This window comes from Streptomyces sp. HUAS 15-9, assembly GCF_025642155.1.
Lineage (GTDB): Bacteria > Actinomycetota > Actinomycetes > Streptomycetales > Streptomycetaceae > Streptomyces.
The window spans coordinates 2,428,070-2,447,588 of sequence record NZ_CP106798.1 but is presented as its reverse complement, the minus strand read 5'-3'; the positions used below and the strand labels follow the sequence as shown (position 1 = coordinate 2,447,588).

The window sequence follows — 19,519 nt, the reverse complement described above, 5'->3', positions numbered from 1 at the left end:
CGTCGTACGGACAGGACCGATGGGCCGGATGCTACCCCTTCCGACACCATGTCAACACTGGGTCGGACAGGACTTCGAAAGACCGGTGGATGGGCCATCCGGGCAGTACACACGGTACGGACACTCCGAACGGCACCCCCCGGAGTGAGGGCGGGATAAGCGACCGACATAATGTCGGCGTGGCGACAGCAACGACAGTAGATACCGGGCACGCGCACCCGTCGGTCAATCGGCCGAACCTCACCAGCGTCGGAACCATCATCTGGCTGAGTTCCGAGCTGATGTTCTTCGCGGCCCTCTTCGCGATGTACTTCACCCTTCGATCGGTGACCGGTCCCGAGCACTGGAAGCGCATGGCCGAGGCCTTGAACTTCCCGTTCTCGGCGACGAACACCACGATCCTGGTGCTCTCTTCCTTCACCTGCCAGATGGGCGTCTTCGCCGCCGAGCGCGGTGACGTGAAGAAGCTCCGGGCCTGGTTCATCGTCACCTTCATCATGGGTGCGATCTTCATCGGCGGTCAGATCTACGAGTACACCGAGCTGGTGCGGAAGGACGGGCTCTCGCTCTCCTCCGACCCGTACGGCTCGGTGTTCTACCTGACCACCGGCTTCCACGGCATGCACGTGACGGGCGGCCTCATCGCCTTCCTGTTCGTCCTCGGCCGCACCTACGCGGCCAAGAGGTTCACGCACGAACAGGCGACCGCGGCCATCGTCGTGTCCTACTACTGGCACTTCGTCGATGTCGTCTGGATCGGCCTCTTCGCCACGATCTACATGATCAAGTAGCCGGGGCCGTTCCCGCACGCGTTTCTCGAAACGCTCATCCCAGAAGCATCGACGCAGAAGATCCTGACACCGGGGTAATCCGTGAAAAAGCTCTCCGCACGACGACGCCATCCGTTGGCGGCGGTCGTCGTCCTACTCCTCGCGCTGGCGGCCACGGGGGGGCTGTACTCCGCGTTCGCGCCCGCGAGCAAGGCGCAGGCCGATGAAACCGCCCAGTCCCTGACCATCGAGCAGGGCAAGAAGCTCTACTCGGTCGGCTGCGCCAGCTGCCACGGCACCGGTGGCCAGGGCTCCTCCGACGGCCCGAGCCTGGTGGGCGTCGGCGCCGCGGCCGTCGACTTCCAGGTCGGCACCGGCCGTATGCCCGCCGCCACCTCCCAGGGCGCCCAGGCCCCGCGCAAGAAGCCCGTCTACACGCAGGCCCAGATCGACCTGCTCGCGGCGTACGTCGCCTCGCTGGGTGCCGGTCCGCAGGTGCCGACGGGCGAGCAGTACAGCCCCGAAGGCGCGGACATCTCCAAGGGCGGCGAACTGTTCCGCACCAACTGCGCGCAGTGCCACAACTTCACCGGCAAGGGCGGTGCGCTGACCGAGGGCAAGTACGCGCCGACACTTGAGGGCGTCGACCCGAAGCACATGTACGAGGCCATGCTCACCGGCCCGCAGAACATGCCGTCCTTCCCCGACACGACCCTGTCGGAGAAGAACAAGAAGGACATCATCGCGTACCTGAACGCGGTCGACAGCGACAAGACGGAGAACCCCGGCGGTCTCGAACTGGGCGGCCTCGGGCCGGTCACCGAGGGCCTGTTCGCGTGGATCTTCGGTCTCGGCGCACTGATCGCGGTCGCCGTCTGGGTCGCCGCTCGGACCGCAAAGGCCAAGAAGTCATGAGTAGCCAAGACATTCCAGAAGAGAACCTGCCCGCTGAGCAGGAGACCGCGCACGGCGCGGTGAGCATCGCGGACGAGAAGGACCCGTTCGCGGACCCGGGCCTGCCGCCCCACGAGCACCGGATCCAGGACATCGACGAGCGGGCCGCCAAGCGGTCCGAGCGCGTCGTCGCCCTGCTGTTCACGGTCTCGATGCTCGCCACCGTCGGCTTCATCGCCTCGTACGTGGCGATCCCGCACGACAAGTCGATCTTCGTCTTCCCGATCGGCCACCTCAGCGCGCTGAACTTCGCGCTGGGCCTGACCCTCGGCACGGCGCTGTTCTGCATCGGCGCGGGCGCGGTCCACTGGGCCCGCACCCTGATGTCCGACGTGGAGATCGCCGACGAGCGTCACGCGATCGCGGCGCCGCCGGAGGTCAAGGCGAAGGTCATCGCCGACTTCAAGCAGGGTGCCAAGGAGTCGGCGATCGGCCGCCGCGGGCTGATCCGCACCACGATGTTCGGTGCGCTCGCCCTGGTGCCGCTCTCCGGCCTCATGCTGTTGCGTGACCTCGGCCCGCTGCCCGGGACCTCGCTCCGGCACACCCTGTGGGCCAAGGGCAAGCTGCTCGTCAACATGAACACCAACGAGCCGCTGCGTCCCGAGGACGTCGCCGTCGGCTCGCTGACCTTCGCCAAGCCCGAGGGCCTGGAGGAGACCGACGAGGAGTTCCAGAACGAGATCGCCAAGGCGGCCCTGATGATCGTCCGGCTCCAGCCGGCCAACATCAAGGACAAGCGCGAGCTCGAGTGGTCGCACGAGGGCATCGTGGCGTACTCGAAGATCTGCACCCACGTCGGTTGCCCGATCTCGCTGTACGAGCAGCAGACGCACCACGTGCTGTGCCCCTGCCACCAGTCCACCTTCGACCTCTCCGACGGTGCCCGGGTGATCTTCGGCCCCGCCGGTCACGCCCTGCCGCAGCTCCGCATCGGCGTGAACGACGAGGGCTACCTCGAGGCGCTCGGCGACTTCGAAGTGCCCGTCGGTCCTGCATTCTGGGAGCGCGGATGAGCACCAACGAGAACAACGAGCGACGCGGCAAGGCGCCCGCCGGCGAGCGCGTCGCCGACTGGGCCGACGGCCGGCTCGGGATCTACTCCCTGGCCAAGTCCAACATGCGCAAGATCTTCCCCGACCACTGGTCGTTCATGTTGGGCGAAGTGTGCCTGTACAGCTTCATCATCATCATCCTCACGGGTGTGTATCTGACGCTGTTCTTCCACCCGTCGATGAACGAGGTGGAGTACCACGGCAGCTACGTCCCGCTGCAGGGCCAGCTGATGTCCGAGGCGTTCAACTCGACCCTGCACATCTCCTTCGACGTGCGCGGTGGTCTGCTGATCCGGCAGATCCACCACTGGGCCGCGCTGATCTTCCTCGCCGGCATGTTCGTGCACATGATGCGCGTGTTCTTCACCGGCGCGTTCCGCAAGCCGCGTGAGATCAACTGGCTGTTCGGCTTCCTGCTGTTCGTCCTGGGCATGTTCACCGGCTTCACCGGTTACTCGCTCCCGGACGACCTGCTCTCCGGCACCGGTGTCCGCTTCACCGAGGGCGCGATCCTGTCCATGCCGATCGTCGGCACGTACATCTCGTTCTTCCTCTTCGGCGGTCAGTTCCCCGGCCACGACTTCGTGGCCCGGTTCTACTCGATCCACATCCTGCTGCTGCCGGGCATCATGCTCGGCCTGGTGGTCGGCCACCTGATCCTGGTCTTCTACCACAAGCACACGCAGTTCGCGGGCCCCGGAAAGTCCGAGAAGAACGTCGTCGGCATGCCGCTGCTGCCGGTGTACATGGCGAAGGCCGGAGGCTTCTTCTTCCTGGTCTTCGGTGTCATCGCGGCCATCGCGGCCGTCGCGCAGATCAACCCGATCTGGGCCATGGGCCCCTACCGTCCGGACCAGGTGTCCACCGGCGCCCAGCCCGACTGGTACATGGGCTTCGCCGAGGGCCTGATCCGCTTCATGCCCGGCTGGGAGATCAACTTCTGGGGTCACACGCTCGTCCTGGGCGTGTTCATCCCGCTGGTGCTCTTCGGTGTGGTCCTGGCGGCGATGGCGGCCTACCCGTTCATCGAGTCCTGGATCACCGGTGACAAGCGCGAGCACCACATCCTGGACCGTCCGCGCAACCACCCGACCCGTACCGCTCTGGGTGTCGCCTGGGTCACGATGTACATGATCACGCTGGTCGGTGGTGGCAACGACCTGTGGGCCACGCACTTCAGCCTGTCGATCAACGCCGTTACCTGGTTCGTCCGGATCTTCTTCATCGTCGGACCGGTCATCGCGTTCATCGTCACCAAGCGGATCTGCCTCGGCCTGCAGCGCCGGGACAGGGAGAAGGTGCTGCACGGTCGCGAGACCGGCATCATCAAGCGCCTGCCGCACGGTGAGTTCATCGAGATCCACGAGCCGCTCAGCCAGGAGCAGCTGCACACCCTCACGGCGCACGAGCAGTACGCGCCGGCCGCGATCGGCCCGACGGTCGACGAGAACGGTGTCGAGCGCAAGGTGCCGGGCACGCAGAAGCTGCGCGCCAAGCTCAGCGACGCGCTCTACGGCGAGGACTCCCAGATCCCGAAGGCCACCGTCGAGGAGTACAAGGAGATCACGAGCGGCCACGGCCACCACTGATCGCTGCGCACGCCACGCCACGGCAGGGGCCCCGTCCGGTGTTCGGACGGGGCCCCTCGCCATGCCCGGCGGCTGGATAGGGTGGACCTCGTTGAGACTCGTGTCCCGGAATCCGGGACCTCACCCAGGAGCGGCTTATGAGCGCTGTGACCCCCGCTGGAGGCGACACCGCGGCGGGCCGTTCCTGGCCCGAGGTGCTGAACGCCCTGCTGGACGGACGTGACCAGAGCGCCGACGCGACGGCCTGGGCGATGGACCGGATCATGCGCGGCGAGGCGACCGACGCCCAGATCGCCGGCTTCGTGGTGGCCCTGCGGGCCAAGGGCGAGACCGTCGAGGAGATCACGGGCGTCGTCCGCGCGATGTACGAGCACGCCAAGGTGATCGAGGTGTCCGGCCGCACGGTCGACATCGTCGGCACGGGCGGTGACGGCGCGAAGACGGTGAACATCTCCACGATGTCCGCGCTGGTGGTGGCCGGCACCGGCGCCAAGGTCGTCAAGCACGGCAACCGGGCCGCCTCGTCGGCGTCCGGCTCCTCCGACGTCCTGGAGAAGCTCGGCGTCAACCTCGACCTGACGCCCCAGCGGGTCGCCGAGGTCGCGGAGGAGGCGGGCATCACCTTCTGCTTCGCCGTGAAGTTCCACCCGGCGCTGCGCCATGTCGCCGCGGCCCGCAGCCAGTTGGGCATCCGCACGGTCTTCAACGCTCTCGGCCCGCTGACAAATCCGGCCAAGGTCCGATCCCAGGCGGTCGGCGTCGCGGACCCCCGGCTGGCGCCGATGATCGCGGGCGTCCTGGCAGAGCGAGGCAACTCCTCCCTGGTGTTCCGCGGCGACGACGGGCTCGACGAGCTGACCACGACGTCCACCTCCCGCGTCTGGGTCGTCCGGGACGGCAAGGTCACCGAGGAGAGCTTCGACCCGCGGGACGTCGGCATCGAGCTGGTGCCGGTGGAGGCGCTGCGGGGCGGGGACCCGTCGTACAACGCGGAGGTCGCCCGGCGGCTGCTGGACGGCGAGAAGGGGCCCGTACGGGACGCCGTGCTGCTGAATTCGGCGGCGGCCCTGGTGGCCCTCGATCCGGGCCCCGGCACCCTCGCCGAGCAGCTCGGCGCCGGAATGGCCAAGGCCGCGGAGTCGATCGACTCGGGCTCGGCCAAGCGGGTGCTCGAACGGTGGGTGGCCGCCAGCAACGCGTGACATGACCGGTCGGCGGTCCCGCGATCCGGACACGGGTTGCGGGACCGCGATCACTTCAGTACTTTTCTGTCCAGGTCATGAGTGACAGTCATGAGGCCCCGGCCGACTGTCCGGCAACCCTCCGTCCGTGGCGGGGTGCCCCGGGTGAGGACCAGGTCGTAGGCAGCGAGGTCTACGGCAAGCGCGGACCCCTCGCACACCAGGGGTCCTGGTCGTCGAGGGAGCTTTCTGTGAGCAAGCGAATGCGATAGGGCGCAGAGCCCCGCTTCCGCGTACCCCTTTCACCTTCCCCACGCTCGAGTCGTGCGCGCTCGCGTGGTGGTTCCGCCTTGCCACTCACAGGAGTTCACCATGTCCGTCTCCACCGCTGCCGCCGCCCAGACCATTTGTTCCCCTCTTCCCGTTCTGGGTGGAGATGTCACCGTCCCGCTCGTCACGGGTGGCGAAGTCACCTACGCCGCGCTCGACTACGCGGCCAGCGCTCCCGCCCTCCAGCGCGTCTGGGACGACGTGGCGGCCTACGCCCCCTACTACGGCAGTGTCCACCGCGGCGCCGGCTACCTCTCCCAGCTCTCCACCGACCTCTTCGAGAACGCCCGCAGGACGGTCGCCGAGTTCCTCGACTGCCGCGCGGACGACCAGGTGATCTTCACCCGGTCCACCACCGACTCCCTCAACCTGCTCGCCGCCGCGCTCCCCGCCGACTGCCAGGTCTTCGTCTTCGAGACCGAGCACCACGCCTCGCTGCTGCCCTGGAAGGACGCCCGGGTCAGCTACCTCGACGCCCCGCGCAGCCCGCGGGAGGCGGTCGCGACCCTGGAGCGGGCCCTCGCCGACCGCGACCCTCACGGCCCGGCCCTGGTGTGCGTCACGGGCGCCTCCAACGTCACCGGCGAGCTGTGGCCGGTCCGCGAACTGGCCGCCGCCGCCCACGCGCACGGCGCCCGGATCGTCCTGGACGCCGCCCAGCTGGCCCCGCACCACCCGGTGTCGGTCCAGGACCTGGACGTCGACTGGGTCGCCTTCTCCGGCCACAAGCTGTACGCCCCGTTCGGCTCCGGTGTGCTGGCCGGCCGCGCCGACTGGCTACGCGCGGCCGAGCCGTACCTGGCGGGCGGCGGCGCCAGCCGCGGGGTCAGCCGCCGTGCGGACGGGGGCGTGGCCGTGGACTGGCACGAGACCGCCGCCCGCCACGAGGCCGGCTCCCCGAACGTCATCGGCGTCTACTCCATCGCCTCCGCCTGCAAGGCCCTCACCGAGGCCGGCTTCGACACCCTGGTGGCCCGCGAGGAGTACCTGATCCGCAAGGTCAGGGCGGGCCTGGCCGAGGTCCCGCAGGTCCGCGTCCTCTCCCTCTTCGGCGACGACGCCCCGCGCGTCGGTGTGATCTCCTTCGTCGTCGAGGGCTGGAACAGCTCGCACTTCGCCGCCGCGCTCTCCGCCGAGTACGGCATCGGGGTCCGCGACGGCCTGTTCTGCGCGCACCCGCTCGTGCGCACCCTGCTGGGCGGCGACCCGCAGGCCCAGGGCGAGTGCGGCGCTCCGGAGGCCGCGCCCGGCGAGAAGTCCCTCAACGCCGTCCGCGTCAGCTTCGGCGCGGGCACGCCGGACGAGCACGTCGACCGTTTCGTGAACGCCGTGAAGGAACTGGTCCAGGACGGCGCCAAGTGGCAGTACCGCACCGAGGACGGCCGCTGCGTCCCGGCGGTCTGACCGCCGTACGTCACCGCGGTACACGCTCCCCTGTCAGCGGGACTCCTGACGGGGGAGCACGGGGTGGGTCGACGTGACCGTCCAGCCGTCCGATCTGTCCATCAGGGCCCTGGTCAGTTGTCCAGCCCGATCGAGAACGCCGCCTCGAGGTCGTGCTGTGAGTACGTGCGGAAGGCCACGTGCGTGTCCGTGGCCTCCACCCCCGGGATCTTGCTGATCCGGCCGGGGATGACCTCCGCCAGTTCCTCGTGCTCCTTGACCCGCACCATCGCGATCAGGTCGTACGTACCGGTGACGGAGAAGACCTCGCTCACCGAGTCCAGCGAAGCGATCGACTCCGCGATCTCGGGGATCCGGTCCACGCTGGTCTTGATCAGAACGATCGCTGTGATCACGGCTGGTTCTCTCCCTCGGGGCCTGGGGTGGCCCTCACTCTATCCGTGACCAGATCCGTCAGGGAGGCACGCAGGGTCTCGCGCAGCGTCCGCATCTGTTCCGGGCCGTAGGTCCAGCTGTCGTACTCGTTCTGTACGAGCAGCCGGCCGCCGAAGCTCGCGACGCCGATCTTGGGCGGCATGCCCGGCGCGTTGGCCGTACCGCCGAAGCGGAGCAGCTCCATGTCCTCGGGGACGGGGTGCGCGGGGATCCGGCCGACGTTGGAGATGCCGTAGGTGACCACCGGTACGGGCACCGCGATGCCCCTGGCACCCGCCCTGAGCGCGGCGAGAAGGAAGCGCTCGGGGTCGCGCCGGTCCAGGGAGCTGGCGACTTGGCCGGCCACCTCCCGGCCGACGGTCTCCGGGCGGTCGTCGTACCGGACGGCCAGCGTGGTCTGCAGCCCGGTGATGCAGTTGAGCACGCTGCTCAGGGGCAGTTGCGGGGTCAGCCGGGTGCGCAGATCGACACCGTGACCGCAGGTCATCGTCAACGGACCGTACTCCGGTGCCAGTTGCGCGCGTACGGCGGTCATCACCAGCCCTGTGACGAGGCTGTTGACGGTCACCCCGCGGGCCCGGGCGGCGTCCACCACGGCCTCGGTGGTCCGAGGGGCGAACTCCAGCCGGTCGACGACGAAGCGGCGCGCCTCGGCCGGACGGTCGGGGCGTCCCAAGCCGTCCGTGGGCAGCGTGGCGGGTTTGGCGTCGGCCGCCGCGCCCTGCGCGATGGCGTCCACCAGGGCGTCGATCTCGGCGTCGGGGAAGGCGCCGGCCAGCCGGGTGTCGATCGCCTCGGGCAGCGCCTCTCGCCGCTCGGGGGAGGGATCCGCGCCGGCCGCCAGGGCCGTGTAGTACTGCCAGAACTCGTCGAGAAGGGCGAAGGCCGACCGGCCGTCGGCCACGCCGTGGTGGACGCCGAGCACCACCTGGCTGCGCTCACCGTCGGTCAGCAGCCAGGCGTGCAGCAGGCTCTCGGTCCAGTCGGGCCGTGAGTTGATCAGCTCGGCGTAGGTGTCCTCGATGCCGTCGAGGACGGTGAGCGGCGGCTGGACCCGGTCGCGGACCCGCAGCAGCAGGCCCCCTTCGCCGGACGTCACCTCCGAGCGCAGGATCGGGTGGTGCTCGGTCAGCAGGCCGAGCGCCCGCCTCGTCAGCGTGATGTCCGGGCGGCCGCGGACCAGGGACTCGACGAACTCGGGCATGTCGTACAGCGGGAGACCCGCGGCACCCAGATCCAGGAAGTAGACGCTCTCGAAGGGAGATATGGGGCGCTGACGCGTCATGGTGTGGAGGTCTCCGATGTCGGTGGACTGGGGGGCGGCTCCCGCCGCGCGGGTGCCCGCGGGGCGGTGCCGAGACGGTGCAGAGCGGCGTCGAACTCCTCCGGTCCGAGCGGGGGAGCGGGCAGCGGGTGGGCGCCGGCCGGACGCAGGCCGTCCAGCAGCAGGGCCAGATGGCGGCGCCAGGAGCCGGGCGCGGCCGGTGCGGCCCGGCCCAGCGCGGCCAGCAGGAACAGCAGGTCCTCCACCGTGAGGTCGGCCCGGATCGTGCCCTGCGCCTGGCCGCGGCGCAGAAGGGTCTCCAGCGTGCGGTGGTTCTCCTCGCGCAGGGCGTCGAGCGTGGGCACGCCCTGGATGCCGGTGGTCATCAGGTCGCCCGCGCCGCGGTCGGCGGCCAGGAGGGCGAAGACATGGTCGAGGTAGGCGGTGAGGCCGCTCCAGGCGTCGGCCCGCTCACGGGTCTGCCGGGCCAGGGCCAGGATCGGGGTGAGCGCGTCGTGGAAAACGGCCTCGATCAGTTCGGCGCGCCCGGCGAAGTGACGGTAGAGCGTGGCGTTGCCGACTTCGGCCCGGCGGGCGATGTCGTCCAGCGGGGCGTCCACCCCGCGTTCGGCGTAGATCTCCCGGGCGGCGGCGATCAGCGTCTCGCGATTGCGCCGCGCGTCGCTGCGCCTGGGGGTTCGCCGGTCCTCGCCGCTGGCCATGGGCGGCACCCTAACACCAACCGTGGACTACTCCCCGTTTCCGCTGTTAGGGTCGCGCCGTCAACCGGGGAGTACTCCACGGTTGCCTGTGTCCGGCCCGTTCGAAGCGAGGAACTCACTTGTCCGTGACCGGCTTTGAAGATCTGTCAGCACTCGGCCAGGAATTCGTCGACGACCCGTATCCGGTCTACGAGCGCATGCGCGCCAAGGGCCCGGTGCACCGGGTACGGACCTCGGCGTCGGGGGAGTTCTGGCTCGTCGTGGGCCACGAGGAGGCGCGATCCGCGCTGGCCGACGCACGGCTGTCCAACGACATCAGGCACTCGGCCGGATGGCAGGACGACGGCGGCAACGCCATCGGCCTGAACATGGTGCAGACGGATCCCCCGCAGCACACCCGGCTGCGGGGGCTGGTAGCGAAGGACTTCACGCCCCGGCGCATCGAGGCGCTGCGCCCCAAGATCCAGCGGATCGCGGACGAACTCGTGGACGCCATGCTGCCGCTGGGCCGTGCGGACCTGGTCGAGGCGTTCGCGCTGCCCCTCCCCCTGGCCGTCATCTGCGAACTGCTCGGCGTACCGGCGAACGACCGCAAGACCTTTCACGACTGGTACCTGGAGAGCACCGACTTCACCCGGCCCGAGGCCGCCGGTGCCGCGGCCCAGGCCATGACGGGCTATCTTGCCGACCTCATCGCCGCCAAGCGGCAGGAACCCGGTGAGGACCTGCTGAGCGCGCTGGCCGGGCACATGGGCGAGGAGGAGGACCGGCTCTCCTTCGAGGAGATGCTGGGCATGGCCTTCCTGCTGCTGGTGGCCGGCTACGAGACGGCGGCCAACCTGCTGTCCAGCGGCACACTCGCCCTGCTGCGCCACCCCGACCAGCTGGCGGCCCTGCGCGCCGACTGGTCACTGCTGGAGAACGCCGTGGAGGAGATGCTCCGCTACGACGGACCCGTCGAGACCACGGCGTTCCGCTACGCCAAGGAGCCCGTGGAGATCGGCGGCACGGTGATCGGCGCCGGGGACTCGGTGGCAGTCGTGCTGGCCGCCGCCTCGCGTGATCCCCGGCGGTTCGCCCGGTCCGACCGCTTCGACATCCGCCGGGACGCCCGCGGCCACATGGCGTTCGGCTACGGCATCCACCACTGCCTGGGCGCACCGCTGGCCCGTGTGCAGGGCGCGATCGCCTTCCGCACGCTGCTGGAGCGGTGCCCCGGACTCGCCCTGGACACCGAGCCCGACGCCGTCGTGTGGCGCCCCAGCCTGATGCTGCGCGGGCCGCACCACCTGCCGGTCACCTTCGGCTGATCTGCCGGCGTGTGCTGTGTCCGGTCAGCGTGGTTCGGGTGCCATCGGCAGCGGTCCGGTGGTCAGGCTCATTCCGGCATGGGGCGAGACGGTGGTGCCCGGTACCGGCCGCAGCCGCCACCGGGAGGCGATGGTGGCCAGCGCCAGTGTCGCCTCCGTCATCCCGAAGACGTCGCCGATGCACTTGCGGCTGCCCCCGCCGAACGGCAGATACGAACCTCGGGTGACGTCCCTGGCCCGCTCCGGCAGCCACCGGTCCGGGTCGAAGACCTCCGGGCGCGGGAAGAACTCCGGGATGCGGTGGATGACGTAGGGGCTGATCAGCAGGTCGGAACCGGCTTCCAGCCGGTGCCCGGCCAACTCGGTGGGTTCGGTGGTCATCCGGGTGTACATCCAGGCCGGCGGGTACAGCCGCAGTGCCTCGGTGAAGATCCGCTGGGTCTGGGCGAGCCTCGGCACGTCGGCGTAGCCCGGGATCCGGCCGCCCAGCACCCCGTCGACCTCCGCGTGCAGCCGCGCCTCGGCTTCGGGGTGGGCCGCCAGCAGATGCCAGGCCCAGGTCAGGGCGCTCGCGGTGGTCTCCACACCGGCCAGCAGCAGCGTCATGACCTGGTCGTGGACCTCCTGGTCGGTCATCGCGCCGCCGTCCTCCTCGTCCCGTGCGGCCAGCAGCGCGGACAGCAGGTCGCCGCGGTCCTCGCCGGAGCGCCGGTAGTCCCCGACGATCGTGTCGATGAGAGCGTGCAGCCGGGCGAGCGCCGTGTCGAACTCCCGGTTGGCGGCCAACGGCAGCCTGGCCAGCAGACCGGTGGGGTCCATCGCGCGACGGAACGCCCCGCGCACCATGACGGGCAGGCCGCGCTGGATCTCCGCGACCGAGTGCGGTGCCATCTCGGTCGAGAACAGCGCGCGGGCCGTCACCCGTGCGGTCAGGGCCTGCATCGCGTCACCGACGTCGAGGGGCCGTCCCGCCCGCCAGGTCTCCGTGTGCGCCGCGCACTCCTCGCGCATCACCTCGGCGTACGTCGCGATGCGCGCCGTGTGGAAGGCCGGCTGGACCATGCGCCGCTGCCGGCGATGGTCGGCCCAGTCGGAGGTGATCAGCCCGTTGCCCAGGATGGGGCGGGCCTTCTCCTTCACCGGGCCCCCGGTGTCGTAGACCCGCGCGTTCAGCAGCACCTGCTGCACCAGCTCCGGATGGCAGGGCAGGTAGGTCGGCTTGGTGCCGAGCCGCAGCTCGACCAGATCGCCCACGGCGGGCAGCGAGGCCAGGAACTCCAGGGGACGACGCGCCAGGTGCAGCGCGTGGCCCACCAGCGGAAGCCGGCCCGGCGCCTTGGCGATCCGCCAGCCGCGCCTGGCCAGGTCGGATTGGGTCTTCATGCCGGATGTGCCCTCCGGTGACGGTACGGACAGGGAGACGGGGGGACGGAGAAGGACGGTGGGGACAAAGGAGGACGGTGGAGGATCGGGTCAGCGCCGTTCCAGCACCATCGGCAGCGGCCCGGACTCCAACGTGGCCTTCGGCTCCGGGCGCAGCCGGGACCCGGGCGCGGGGCGCAGCCGCCAGCGTGCGCCGACGGTCGCCACGATCAGCGCGGTCTCGGTGAGCGCGAGGACGTCGCCGATGCACTTGTGGCTGCCCGCGCCGAACGGAAGCAGGGCCCCGCGCGGCACCCGCTCGGCCCGTTCGCCCTCCCAGCGCCCGGGATCGAAGGACTCCGGGTCGGGGAAGAGCTCCGGGTTGTGGTGCAGGGCGTAGGCGCTGTAGAGCATCATCGTCCGGGCGGGGATCAGCCGGCCGCCGAGTTCCACGTCCTGCGCCGTGACCCGCATCGCCATCCAGGACGGCGGGTACAGGCGCAGCGCCTCGGTGATGACATTGCGGGTGTACGGCAGCGCGGGCAGGTCGTCGTAGACGGGTGTCCGTCCCTCCAGTGCCGCGTCCACCTCGGCGTGCACGCGCTTCTCCACCTCGGGCAGCGTGCCCATGAGATGGAAGACGAAGGCCAGGGTGGAGGCGGTGGTCTCGCTGCCGGCGACCAGGAAGGTGACGACCTGGTCCAGGATCTGGCCGTCGTCCAGCTTCTCCCCGGTCTCGGGGTGTTCCGCCCGCAGCAGGGTGGAGAGCAGATCGCCGTGGTCCGTGTCGGACCGCCGCCGCAGGGCGATCATGTCGGCCACGATCTGCCGCAGCCGCGCGTTGGCGTGGTCGTAGGCACGGTTTCCCGGGGTGGGCAGCTTCTCCATGATGCCCAGCGGGGCGACCGTGCGCTTGTAGATGCCGTGCGAGACCGTCCGCAGGCACTGCCGGGCCTCCTCGATGGTGGCGTCGTCGAGCCCGGTGGAGAACAGGGTGCGCGCGGCGACCCGCATGAGCAGGGCGTGCATGGCGTCGCTGATGTCGAGGGTCTTTCCGGCCTGCCAGGCGTCGGTCACGGCCCGGGTGTCCTCGGCCACCGCCGTCGTGTAGGCGGCGATCCTCGTCGGGTGGAAGGCGGGCTGGATCAGCCGGCGCTGGAAGCGGTGCTCCTCGCCGCGGGACACGGACAGGCTGTTGCCGAGCAGTTGCCGTGCCTTGTCGAAGACTCCTCCCTTGTCGAAGACGCGCGGGTTGAGCAGCACGTGCCGGACCAGCTCGGGGTGGGCGGCGAGGTAGGCCCGGCCGGGGCCGAGCCGGACCTCGACCAGGTCGCCGTACGCGGGCAGTGAGGCCAGGAACTCCAGGGGGCGGCGCCACAGGGCGGGTACGTGTCCCAGGAGCGGCAGGGCGCCGGGGGCGGTGCCGATCCGCCAGTGCCCTGCCGCCGCGGGTGACTTGGAGGTACGCATCCGGCGGCCCCTACTGGATACGCGAGTTGACGTCGTTCACCGGGGCCTGGTAGCGCCGGTCCCGTGTGGTCCACACGAAGTTGCCCTGGATCAGGTCGAGCAGGACGTCCCGGGTGATGTCGTCGAACGCCTTGATGCACTCCATGTCCTCGGCCATGTCGTCGAGGCGGGCCTGGAAGAAGTGCCGGAAGCCGGCGTCGTCGGCCATGTCGCACAGCCGGAAGCAGTTGGTGATCTGGCCGAGGGCGTGTTCGCGGTCGTAGGAGTAGAAGTCGTTGACGATGGCCAGCCCGCGGGTGGTCATCCGGGCGGCGAGGCCCGTCTTGGAGTGCTCGGTCAGCTCGCGATGGCGGTAGATCGGGTAGGACATCCGCATCCAGAAGTCCACCCCGACGTCGGTGACGCGGAACCGGAAGTACTGCTCGGGCGAGGTGCTGCAGAGCACCTTCTTGAGCAGGGAGTCGCGGAACATGTGGTCGCTGGTGACGAAGGCGCGGGCCCCCTCGTACGCGAACTCCGCGTCCTCGGCGGAGTAGTACCGCTCACAGACCGCGCGCAGCTGGGGCAGGAAGAGGTCGAAGTCGTGCAGGGCGGCGTCCATGTCGTCCCACACGAAGGTCACGCAGTTGAGTACGCAGACCGCCTTGAACGCCTCCATGTCCTTGATGTGGCGGGCGCTCTGCGACCAGCGCACCACGTCCATGTAGGAGATCCAGCGCTTGTCGGAGACGCTCTTGCCCAGGGGGGCCACCGCCCGGTTGCAGGCGTCTATGACCTCGCGCAGTTCGGCGTCCGTCATGGGCACCTTCCGCGCCTCGTACCCGACGTGCCGCTCGAACAGGGCGGCGAAGCGATCGGTGCACTCCTGCCAGTGGCGGGCCGTGCCCGCGGGGGCCGTGGTGGCGGGCGCGGTCAGGTCCGCGGTCATGAGTTCCTCCTGGTGGCCGTGACGGCGAGCTGCTTGAGGGCGGTGACGGCGGCGGCGGTGAAGGGGGCGGTCTCCAGCGCCCGGACGGCCTGCCGATAGCGGTCATCGATCATGTGTTCGACGGCGTCCCGGGCGCCGGTGGACGCGAACAGTGCCCGGACCTCCTCGGCGCCGGCCTCGTCCAGCCCGGGGTCGCCGATCAGTGCGCGCAGCCGGGCGCGCTGCGCCGTGTCGCCGGCGCGCAGGGCGAGCGCGACCAGGGTCGTGTTCTTGCCGGCCCGCAGGTCGTCCAGGCGCGACTTGCCCGTGTCGCGGACGTCGCCGTAGACCCCCAGCAGGTCGTCGCGGAGCTGGAAGGCCTCGCCCAGGGGCAGGGCGAACGCCGAGCAGGCGGCCAGGGCATCCGTGCCGGCTCCCGCGAGGGCGGCGCCGATGTGCAGCGGGCGTTCGATGGTGTACTTGGCGGTCTTGTAGCGGTTGACGGTGAGCGTGGCGTCGACGTCGTCGGTGAGCTCGCCGGTGGCGCGGAGGTCCAGGTACTGCCCGAGCATCACCTCCGTGCGCATGTCGGTGACGAGCGGCAGTACCGCCGCCGACTGCGCGGAGGTGAGGTCCGCCGTGTGCAGCAGCTGGTCCGACCAGGCGAAGGCGAGGTCGCCCAGCAGCACCGCGGCGCCGATTCCGAATCGCTCGGTACGGTCGTCGCCGCGTTTTCCGGCGAGCATCCGGTGGATGGTGGGACGGCCGCGCCGGGTGTCACTGTCGTCCATGATGTCGTCATGAATGAGGGCGAACGCGTGGAACATCTCCAGTGACGCCGCCACGCGTACCACGGCCGTCAGGTCGGTTTCTCCGCCGGCCGCCTTCCAGCCCATCACGGTGAGCATCGGCCGGATTCTCTTGCCGCCCACCATGAATTCTTCCAGCAATTTCACGAGCCTGGCCATTTGTGGGTTGCCCGAGTTTTGTCTCCGGCTCTCCAGGAAATCCACCAGGACGGCGTCCACGGCGTTCCTCGCGACGCTCGGATCGAGTATGCCTGGAGAAATGGTCTGAGTACTCATATATCTGTGCTTCATCCCCGCTCATAGGACCAGTGGAACCGGCTCCGCATCCACGAAGGCGCTTGGGCACGTGCGTAGAGAAAGCAGAGAAAACCGGACACTGCGGAAATTTGCCGGGCGATGCCGCCCGGCGGCCGGGAGGCCGGGCCGACGTCAGGAGAGGAGATCGACGCGGAGTTCTCTGAGCCCGCGGATGTTGACCTGCGGACGCCACACGACGTCCTCGCGGCTGAGTGTGATGTCACGGTGGCGGCGCAGCAGTTCGGTGAGGACGAGCCGTGCCTCGGTCTTCGCCAGCAGGGCGCCGATGCAGTAGTGCGGGCCGCCCCCGAAGGACAGCGGCCGGACGTCCGGGCGCCGCAGGTCGAGGCGGTCGGGGTCGGGGTAGCGGGCCGGGTCGCGGTTGGCGGCGCCGAGCAGGATCATCACCTTGGAGCCGGCCGGGATCGTGGTGCCCTCGAGCTCGATGTCATCGGTGGTGATACGGGCCACCAGCTGGATGGGTGCGTCGTACCTGAGCAGTTCGTCGATGCCGTTCTCGACGAGGCCGGGGTCCTCGCGCAGGGCACGCAGCTGGTCGGGGTGGCGCAGCAGGGCGAGCATGCCGTTGCCGATGAGGTTGACGGTCGTCTCGTGACCGCCCATGAAGAACATCATGACGTTGGCGACGATCTCCTCGTCGGAGAGCTTCTCGCCGTCGAACTCCGCCAGCAGCAGGCGGGAGATGATGTCGTCGCGCGGGTTCGCGCGCCGCTCCTCCAGGTGTCCGGCGACATAGGCGCCGAACTCCTCGGCCGCGTCGTTCATGGCCCGGCGGGTGGTCTCGTCGGTGGCCGGGTCGATGACGTGGCCCAGTGCGTCGGTCCACTTCCGGCACAGGTCACGGTCCTCCACGGGAAGGCCGCCCAGGCCGCAGAAGACGGTCACCGGCACCAGGGCCGCGAGCTGCCCGATGAGGTCGATGTCCCGGCCGTCGCCCATGTCGTCCATGATCCGGTGGACGATGCCGGCGATCCGGGGGGCCGTCTCGCGGATGGCCCTGGCGGTGAACAGCGGGTTGGCCAGGCCGCGCAGCCGGCGGTGCGCCTCGCCGTCCCGCATCAGCATCCAGCTGCGGGCGGCACGCACGATCGGACTGTCCCGTCCGCCCCGTTGTGCGGCCCATTTGGGGTCTTGCGGATATTCGCTGCTCAACTTGGGATTTCGTATGAGTGCGGCGACCGCGTTGTATCCCGACACCACCCAGTGACCGTACGGAGTCCGGTGGACCGGGTCCATGTCCCGAAGGCGCTTGTAGAGCGGGTACGGGTCGGTGCGTAATCGCGGGTCGCGAGCATTGAACAAAGGTTTACCGTCAGTTGGTTCCATGCCTGTCTCCCCCATGAAAATCGGCAGCCCACTGCGCGGGTCCGTCGCGTCGGTCGTGAACCCGGTGACCGAATAGTAGGCACATGACAAGCACGGGTGACAAGGTCCGGCGCCCTGGACAAGATCCTCAACTCCGTATTAGCGTCGAGTCGTTGGCGAACACACCGATCAGAGCTACAGGGGGAAGAGCGGTGCGACGCACTGTTTTCCAGGACGAGCACGAGGCGTTCCGTGCGGTGGTGCGGGGCTTAATCGAGGCAGAGGTCGTACCCGTCTATTCCGAATGGGAAACGGCCGGCCGGGTACCGCGTGACTTATATCTCAAGCTGGGAAAACTCGGCATCTTCGGGTTCGGCATCCCCGAGGAGTTCGGCGGCTCGGGCGAGAAGAGTTTCAAGTTCAACGCCGTCATCGCCGAGGAGTGCGCCCGGGCCGGTGTCACCTTCGGCGGGGCCAGTGCGCATCTGGCGCTTCCGGCCACCTTGGTGAACTACACGACCCCGGAGCAGAAGCGGCGCTGGCTGCCCGGGTTCGTCACCGGCGAACTGATGACGGCCATCGCGATCACCGAGCCGGGGGCCGGCTCCGACGTCGCCGGCCTGCGGACGGCCGCCGAGCTTGCCGAGGACGGCAGCCATTACCTGCTCAACGGCTCCAAGGCCTTCGTCTCCGGAGGTGCCCAGGCCGATCTGGTGCTCGTGGCCTGCCGCACCTCCGCCGACCGGTCCGACCGGCGTGGCGGCATGTCCCTGCTCGCCGTGGACACCCGGGCACCGGGCGTGACGGTCGACTCCGAGCCGGTCACGCTCGGTCTGCGGTCCTCCGACATCGTCCAGATGACCTTCACCGATGTCCGGGTCCCGGTCGGTGACGTGCTGGGCGAGCCGGGCGGCGCCTTCGCGTGCCTGGCCGACATCTTCCCGCAGGAACGCCTCGGCATCGCCGTCGGCGCGTACGCGCAGGCGGCCGCGGCGGTCCACCTCACCACCGAGTACGTGCGTGAGCGCACCGCCTTCGGCAAACCGCTCGCCGCCTTTCAGAACACCAAGTTCGTGCTCGCCGACTGCAAGGTCACGGTGAACGCGCTGCAGGCGGTCGTCGACCAGGCCCTGGACGCCTTCGACAGCGGGGAGCTGACCGCCGAGGAGGCGGCCGCGACCAAGCTGTACTGCACGGAGACGGCGGTCCGGGTGCTCGACAAGTGCCTGCAGCTGCACGGCGGTCTCGGCTTCACGATGGACCATCCGATCGCCCGGCTGTACGCCGACAACCGTGCGAGCCGGATCTTCGGCGGCACCAGCGAGATCATGCGCACGATCGTCGCCAAGTCCATGGGGCTCTGACGCGGCGGACGCGGGGCGCCGAGAGGAACGCAGGACGTCGGTCCGAGAGGAGCGCAAGACGTCAGGGGAGGGGTGTCCGTCGCGGCGGACACCCCTTTCGCCGTGTCCCGGTGTCCCTCACCCCCCGCCGGAATCCGGTACCGCCCCCCTGACCCGTCGCCCGAACCGCACCCACGCGAACAGGAAGCCCAGCGAGAAGCCCACCAGATGGGCCAGATAGGCCACGCCCGGGCCCTGGGAGGCGCGGCCCGCCGCCAGCCACTGGACGGCCGCCCAGAAGGGCAGGACGACCCAGGCCGGGAAGCGCAGCGGGAGGAAGAACAGAAAGGGGAGGAGACTGGTGACACGGGCATCGGGGAACAGGTACAGGAACGCTCCGAGTACCGCCGAGATCGCCCCGGACGCGCCCACCAGCGACTGCTGGGACGAGGCGTTGGCGGCCGCGTAGCCGATCAGCGCGAGATAGCCGCAGCCGACGTAGAACAGGGTGAACTGCACGCGGCCCATCCGCTCCTCGGTCATCGCCCCGAAGACATAGAGGAAGAGCATGTTGCCGAGCAGATGCACCCAGCTGCCGTGCACGAAGAGAGCCGTGGCGGGAGTGAGGGCTTCCTGCGCCGGCTGTTCGAACAGCTTCGCGGGGATGACCCCCCAGTGCCGGAAGTACGCCCGCTGCACGGCGAGCAGCGCGTCCCCCGTGCCGTACGCCGGATTGAGCCCGGACGCCGGCCCCATCACGAAGATCAGGCAGCACAGGGCGATGAAGGTGTACGTCATCGGCGCCGGCGTGCCCCGGACCGCTCTGAAGGTCCTGCCTGCCACCGTGCCCCAGTTGCTGATCATGGGCACAGAGCATGACGTAAGGGGACGCACCGGCGCAGACCGCCTCGCCGCCGTGGACGCACCAGCGGCGGGTCACCACCAGGCCTTAGGGTTACGAGCCACACGCGTCGGGCAGATGGCGCGTCAC

17 protein-coding genes and 1 riboswitch are annotated in these 19,519 nt (G+C 69.6%); of the genes, 8 read left to right on the top strand and 9 right to left on the bottom strand.

Features of this window, described 5'->3' with window-relative positions:
• Nucleotides 1-179 precede the first annotated feature (179 nt).
• The 6 genes from ctaE to N8I87_RS11180 all read left to right on the top strand — a co-directional run bounded on the left by ctaE (nt 180) and on the right by N8I87_RS11180 (nt 7,283).
• On the top strand, nt 180-791 hold the full coding sequence (ctaE, locus tag N8I87_RS11205; protein ID WP_263207895.1) for an aa3-type cytochrome oxidase subunit III: 612 nt from the start codon (nt 180-182) through the stop codon (nt 789-791).
• Between the two features lie 81 nt (nt 792-872).
• The gene (qcrC, locus tag N8I87_RS11200) at nt 873-1,685 is read left to right on the top strand and encodes a cytochrome bc1 complex diheme cytochrome c subunit (protein ID WP_263207893.1); all 813 of its coding nucleotides are present in this window, start codon (nt 873-875) and stop codon (nt 1,683-1,685) included.
• A complete protein-coding gene (gene qcrA, locus N8I87_RS11195) occupies nt 1,682-2,740 on the top strand; it encodes a cytochrome bc1 complex Rieske iron-sulfur subunit (RefSeq protein WP_263207891.1) in 1,059 nt (352 codons plus the stop codon). The genes qcrC and qcrA overlap by 4 nt, the downstream gene beginning before the upstream one ends.
• Nucleotides 2,737-4,368, top strand: coding sequence for a cytochrome bc1 complex cytochrome b subunit (gene qcrB / locus N8I87_RS11190; RefSeq protein ID WP_263207889.1), 1,632 nt, complete (start codon nt 2,737-2,739; stop codon nt 4,366-4,368). Before qcrA ends, qcrB begins: the two co-directional genes overlap by 4 nt.
• Nucleotides 4,369-4,505: 137 nt before the next feature.
• On the top strand, nt 4,506-5,570 hold the full coding sequence (gene trpD / locus N8I87_RS11185) for an anthranilate phosphoribosyltransferase (protein WP_263207887.1): 1,065 nt from the start codon (nt 4,506-4,508) through the stop codon (nt 5,568-5,570).
• Between the two features lie 73 nt (nt 5,571-5,643).
• Nucleotides 5,644-5,760: riboswitch (SAM riboswitch) on the top strand.
• A 161-nt stretch (nt 5,761-5,921) separates the two neighbouring features.
• Nucleotides 5,922-7,283 (top strand): aminotransferase class V-fold PLP-dependent enzyme, encoded by a 1,362-nt coding sequence (locus N8I87_RS11180; RefSeq protein WP_263207885.1) that lies wholly within the window; start codon nt 5,922-5,924, stop codon nt 7,281-7,283.
• A 113-nt stretch (nt 7,284-7,396) separates the two neighbouring features.
• On the opposite strand, the gene N8I87_RS11175 is transcribed toward N8I87_RS11180, so the two are convergent.
• From N8I87_RS11175 to N8I87_RS11165, 3 genes are read right to left on the bottom strand one after another with little or no spacing between them, the layout of a single operon-like run.
• Entirely contained in the window at nt 7,397-7,678 is a 282-nt protein-coding gene (locus N8I87_RS11175; RefSeq protein ID WP_263207883.1) for an Lrp/AsnC family transcriptional regulator, read from the bottom strand.
• Nucleotides 7,675-9,003 (bottom strand): phthiocerol/phthiodiolone dimycocerosyl transferase family protein, encoded by a 1,329-nt coding sequence (locus tag N8I87_RS11170; protein WP_263207881.1) that lies wholly within the window; start codon nt 9,001-9,003, stop codon nt 7,675-7,677. The genes N8I87_RS11175 and N8I87_RS11170 overlap by 4 nt, the downstream gene beginning before the upstream one ends.
• The gene (locus N8I87_RS11165) at nt 9,000-9,704 is read right to left on the bottom strand and encodes a TetR/AcrR family transcriptional regulator (protein WP_263207879.1); all 705 of its coding nucleotides are present in this window, start codon (nt 9,702-9,704) and stop codon (nt 9,000-9,002) included. Before N8I87_RS11165 ends, N8I87_RS11170 begins: the two co-directional genes overlap by 4 nt.
• A 125-nt stretch (nt 9,705-9,829) precedes the next feature.
• On the opposite strand from N8I87_RS11165, the gene N8I87_RS11160 reads away from it, so the two are divergent.
• Nucleotides 9,830-11,014: a cytochrome P450 family protein gene (locus N8I87_RS11160; protein ID WP_411577212.1), complete on the top strand. Its 1,185-nt coding sequence runs from the start codon at nt 9,830-9,832 to the stop codon at nt 11,012-11,014.
• Nucleotides 11,015-11,038: 24 nt separating this feature from the next.
• Here the strand turns inward: N8I87_RS11160 and N8I87_RS11155 are convergent, their stop codons facing one another.
• The 5 genes from N8I87_RS11155 to N8I87_RS11135 form a co-directional block, all read right to left on the bottom strand.
• The gene (locus N8I87_RS11155; RefSeq protein ID WP_263207877.1) at nt 11,039-12,397 is read right to left on the bottom strand and encodes a cytochrome P450; all 1,359 of its coding nucleotides are present in this window, start codon (nt 12,395-12,397) and stop codon (nt 11,039-11,041) included.
• Between the two features lie 90 nt (nt 12,398-12,487).
• Complete coding sequence (locus N8I87_RS11150) at nt 12,488-13,846, bottom strand: cytochrome P450 (protein WP_263207875.1); 1,359 nt, start codon at nt 13,844-13,846, stop codon at nt 12,488-12,490.
• A gap of 10 nt (nt 13,847-13,856) precedes the next feature.
• Complete coding sequence (locus N8I87_RS11145; RefSeq protein WP_263207873.1) at nt 13,857-14,774, bottom strand: terpene synthase family protein; 918 nt, start codon at nt 14,772-14,774, stop codon at nt 13,857-13,859.
• Entirely contained in the window at nt 14,771-15,709 is a 939-nt protein-coding gene (locus tag N8I87_RS11140) for a polyprenyl synthetase family protein (RefSeq protein ID WP_263207871.1), read from the bottom strand. The genes N8I87_RS11145 and N8I87_RS11140 overlap by 4 nt, the downstream gene beginning before the upstream one ends.
• A 282-nt stretch (nt 15,710-15,991) precedes the next feature.
• Entirely contained in the window at nt 15,992-16,966 is a 975-nt protein-coding gene (locus tag N8I87_RS11135) for a cytochrome P450 (protein ID WP_263207869.1), read from the bottom strand.
• A gap of 431 nt (nt 16,967-17,397) precedes the next feature.
• On the opposite strand from N8I87_RS11135, the gene N8I87_RS11130 reads away from it, so the two are divergent.
• Nucleotides 17,398-18,549 carry an acyl-CoA dehydrogenase family protein gene (locus tag N8I87_RS11130; protein WP_263207868.1) on the top strand — a complete coding sequence of 384 codons (1,152 nt, stop codon included), beginning with the start codon at nt 17,398-17,400 and terminating at the stop codon, nt 18,547-18,549.
• 117 nt (nt 18,550-18,666) lie between these two features.
• Here N8I87_RS11130 and N8I87_RS11125 read toward each other — a convergent pair whose 3' ends face one another.
• Complete coding sequence (locus N8I87_RS11125) at nt 18,667-19,392, bottom strand: rhomboid family intramembrane serine protease (RefSeq protein ID WP_263207865.1); 726 nt, start codon at nt 19,390-19,392, stop codon at nt 18,667-18,669.
• Nucleotides 19,393-19,519 lie beyond the last annotated feature (127 nt).

Excerpts from the sequence above, each read along its gene's own strand:
- N8I87_RS11145 (WP_263207873.1), bottom strand. The coding sequence starts at position 14,774 with ATGACCGCGGACCTGACCGCGCCCGCCACCACGGCCCCCGCGGGCACG.
- qcrB (WP_263207889.1), top strand. The coding sequence starts at position 2,737 with ATGAGCACCAACGAGAACAACGAGCGACGCGGCAAGGCGCCCGCCGGC.
- N8I87_RS11155 (WP_263207877.1), bottom strand. The coding sequence starts at position 12,397 with ATGAAGACCCAATCCGACCTGGCCAGGCGCGGCTGGCGGATCGCCAAG.
- N8I87_RS11125 (WP_263207865.1), bottom strand. The coding sequence starts at position 19,392 with ATGATCAGCAACTGGGGCACGGTGGCAGGCAGGACCTTCAGAGCGGTC.
- N8I87_RS11180 (WP_263207885.1), top strand. The coding sequence starts at position 5,922 with ATGTCCGTCTCCACCGCTGCCGCCGCCCAGACCATTTGTTCCCCTCTT.
- qcrA (WP_263207891.1), top strand. The coding sequence starts at position 1,682 with ATGAGTAGCCAAGACATTCCAGAAGAGAACCTGCCCGCTGAGCAGGAG.
- N8I87_RS11165 (WP_263207879.1), bottom strand. The coding sequence starts at position 9,704 with ATGGCCAGCGGCGAGGACCGGCGAACCCCCAGGCGCAGCGACGCGCGG.
- N8I87_RS11170 (WP_263207881.1), bottom strand. The coding sequence starts at position 9,003 with ATGACGCGTCAGCGCCCCATATCTCCCTTCGAGAGCGTCTACTTCCTG.
- N8I87_RS11150 (WP_263207875.1), bottom strand. The coding sequence starts at position 13,846 with ATGCGTACCTCCAAGTCACCCGCGGCGGCAGGGCACTGGCGGATCGGC.
- trpD (WP_263207887.1), top strand. The coding sequence starts at position 4,506 with ATGAGCGCTGTGACCCCCGCTGGAGGCGACACCGCGGCGGGCCGTTCC.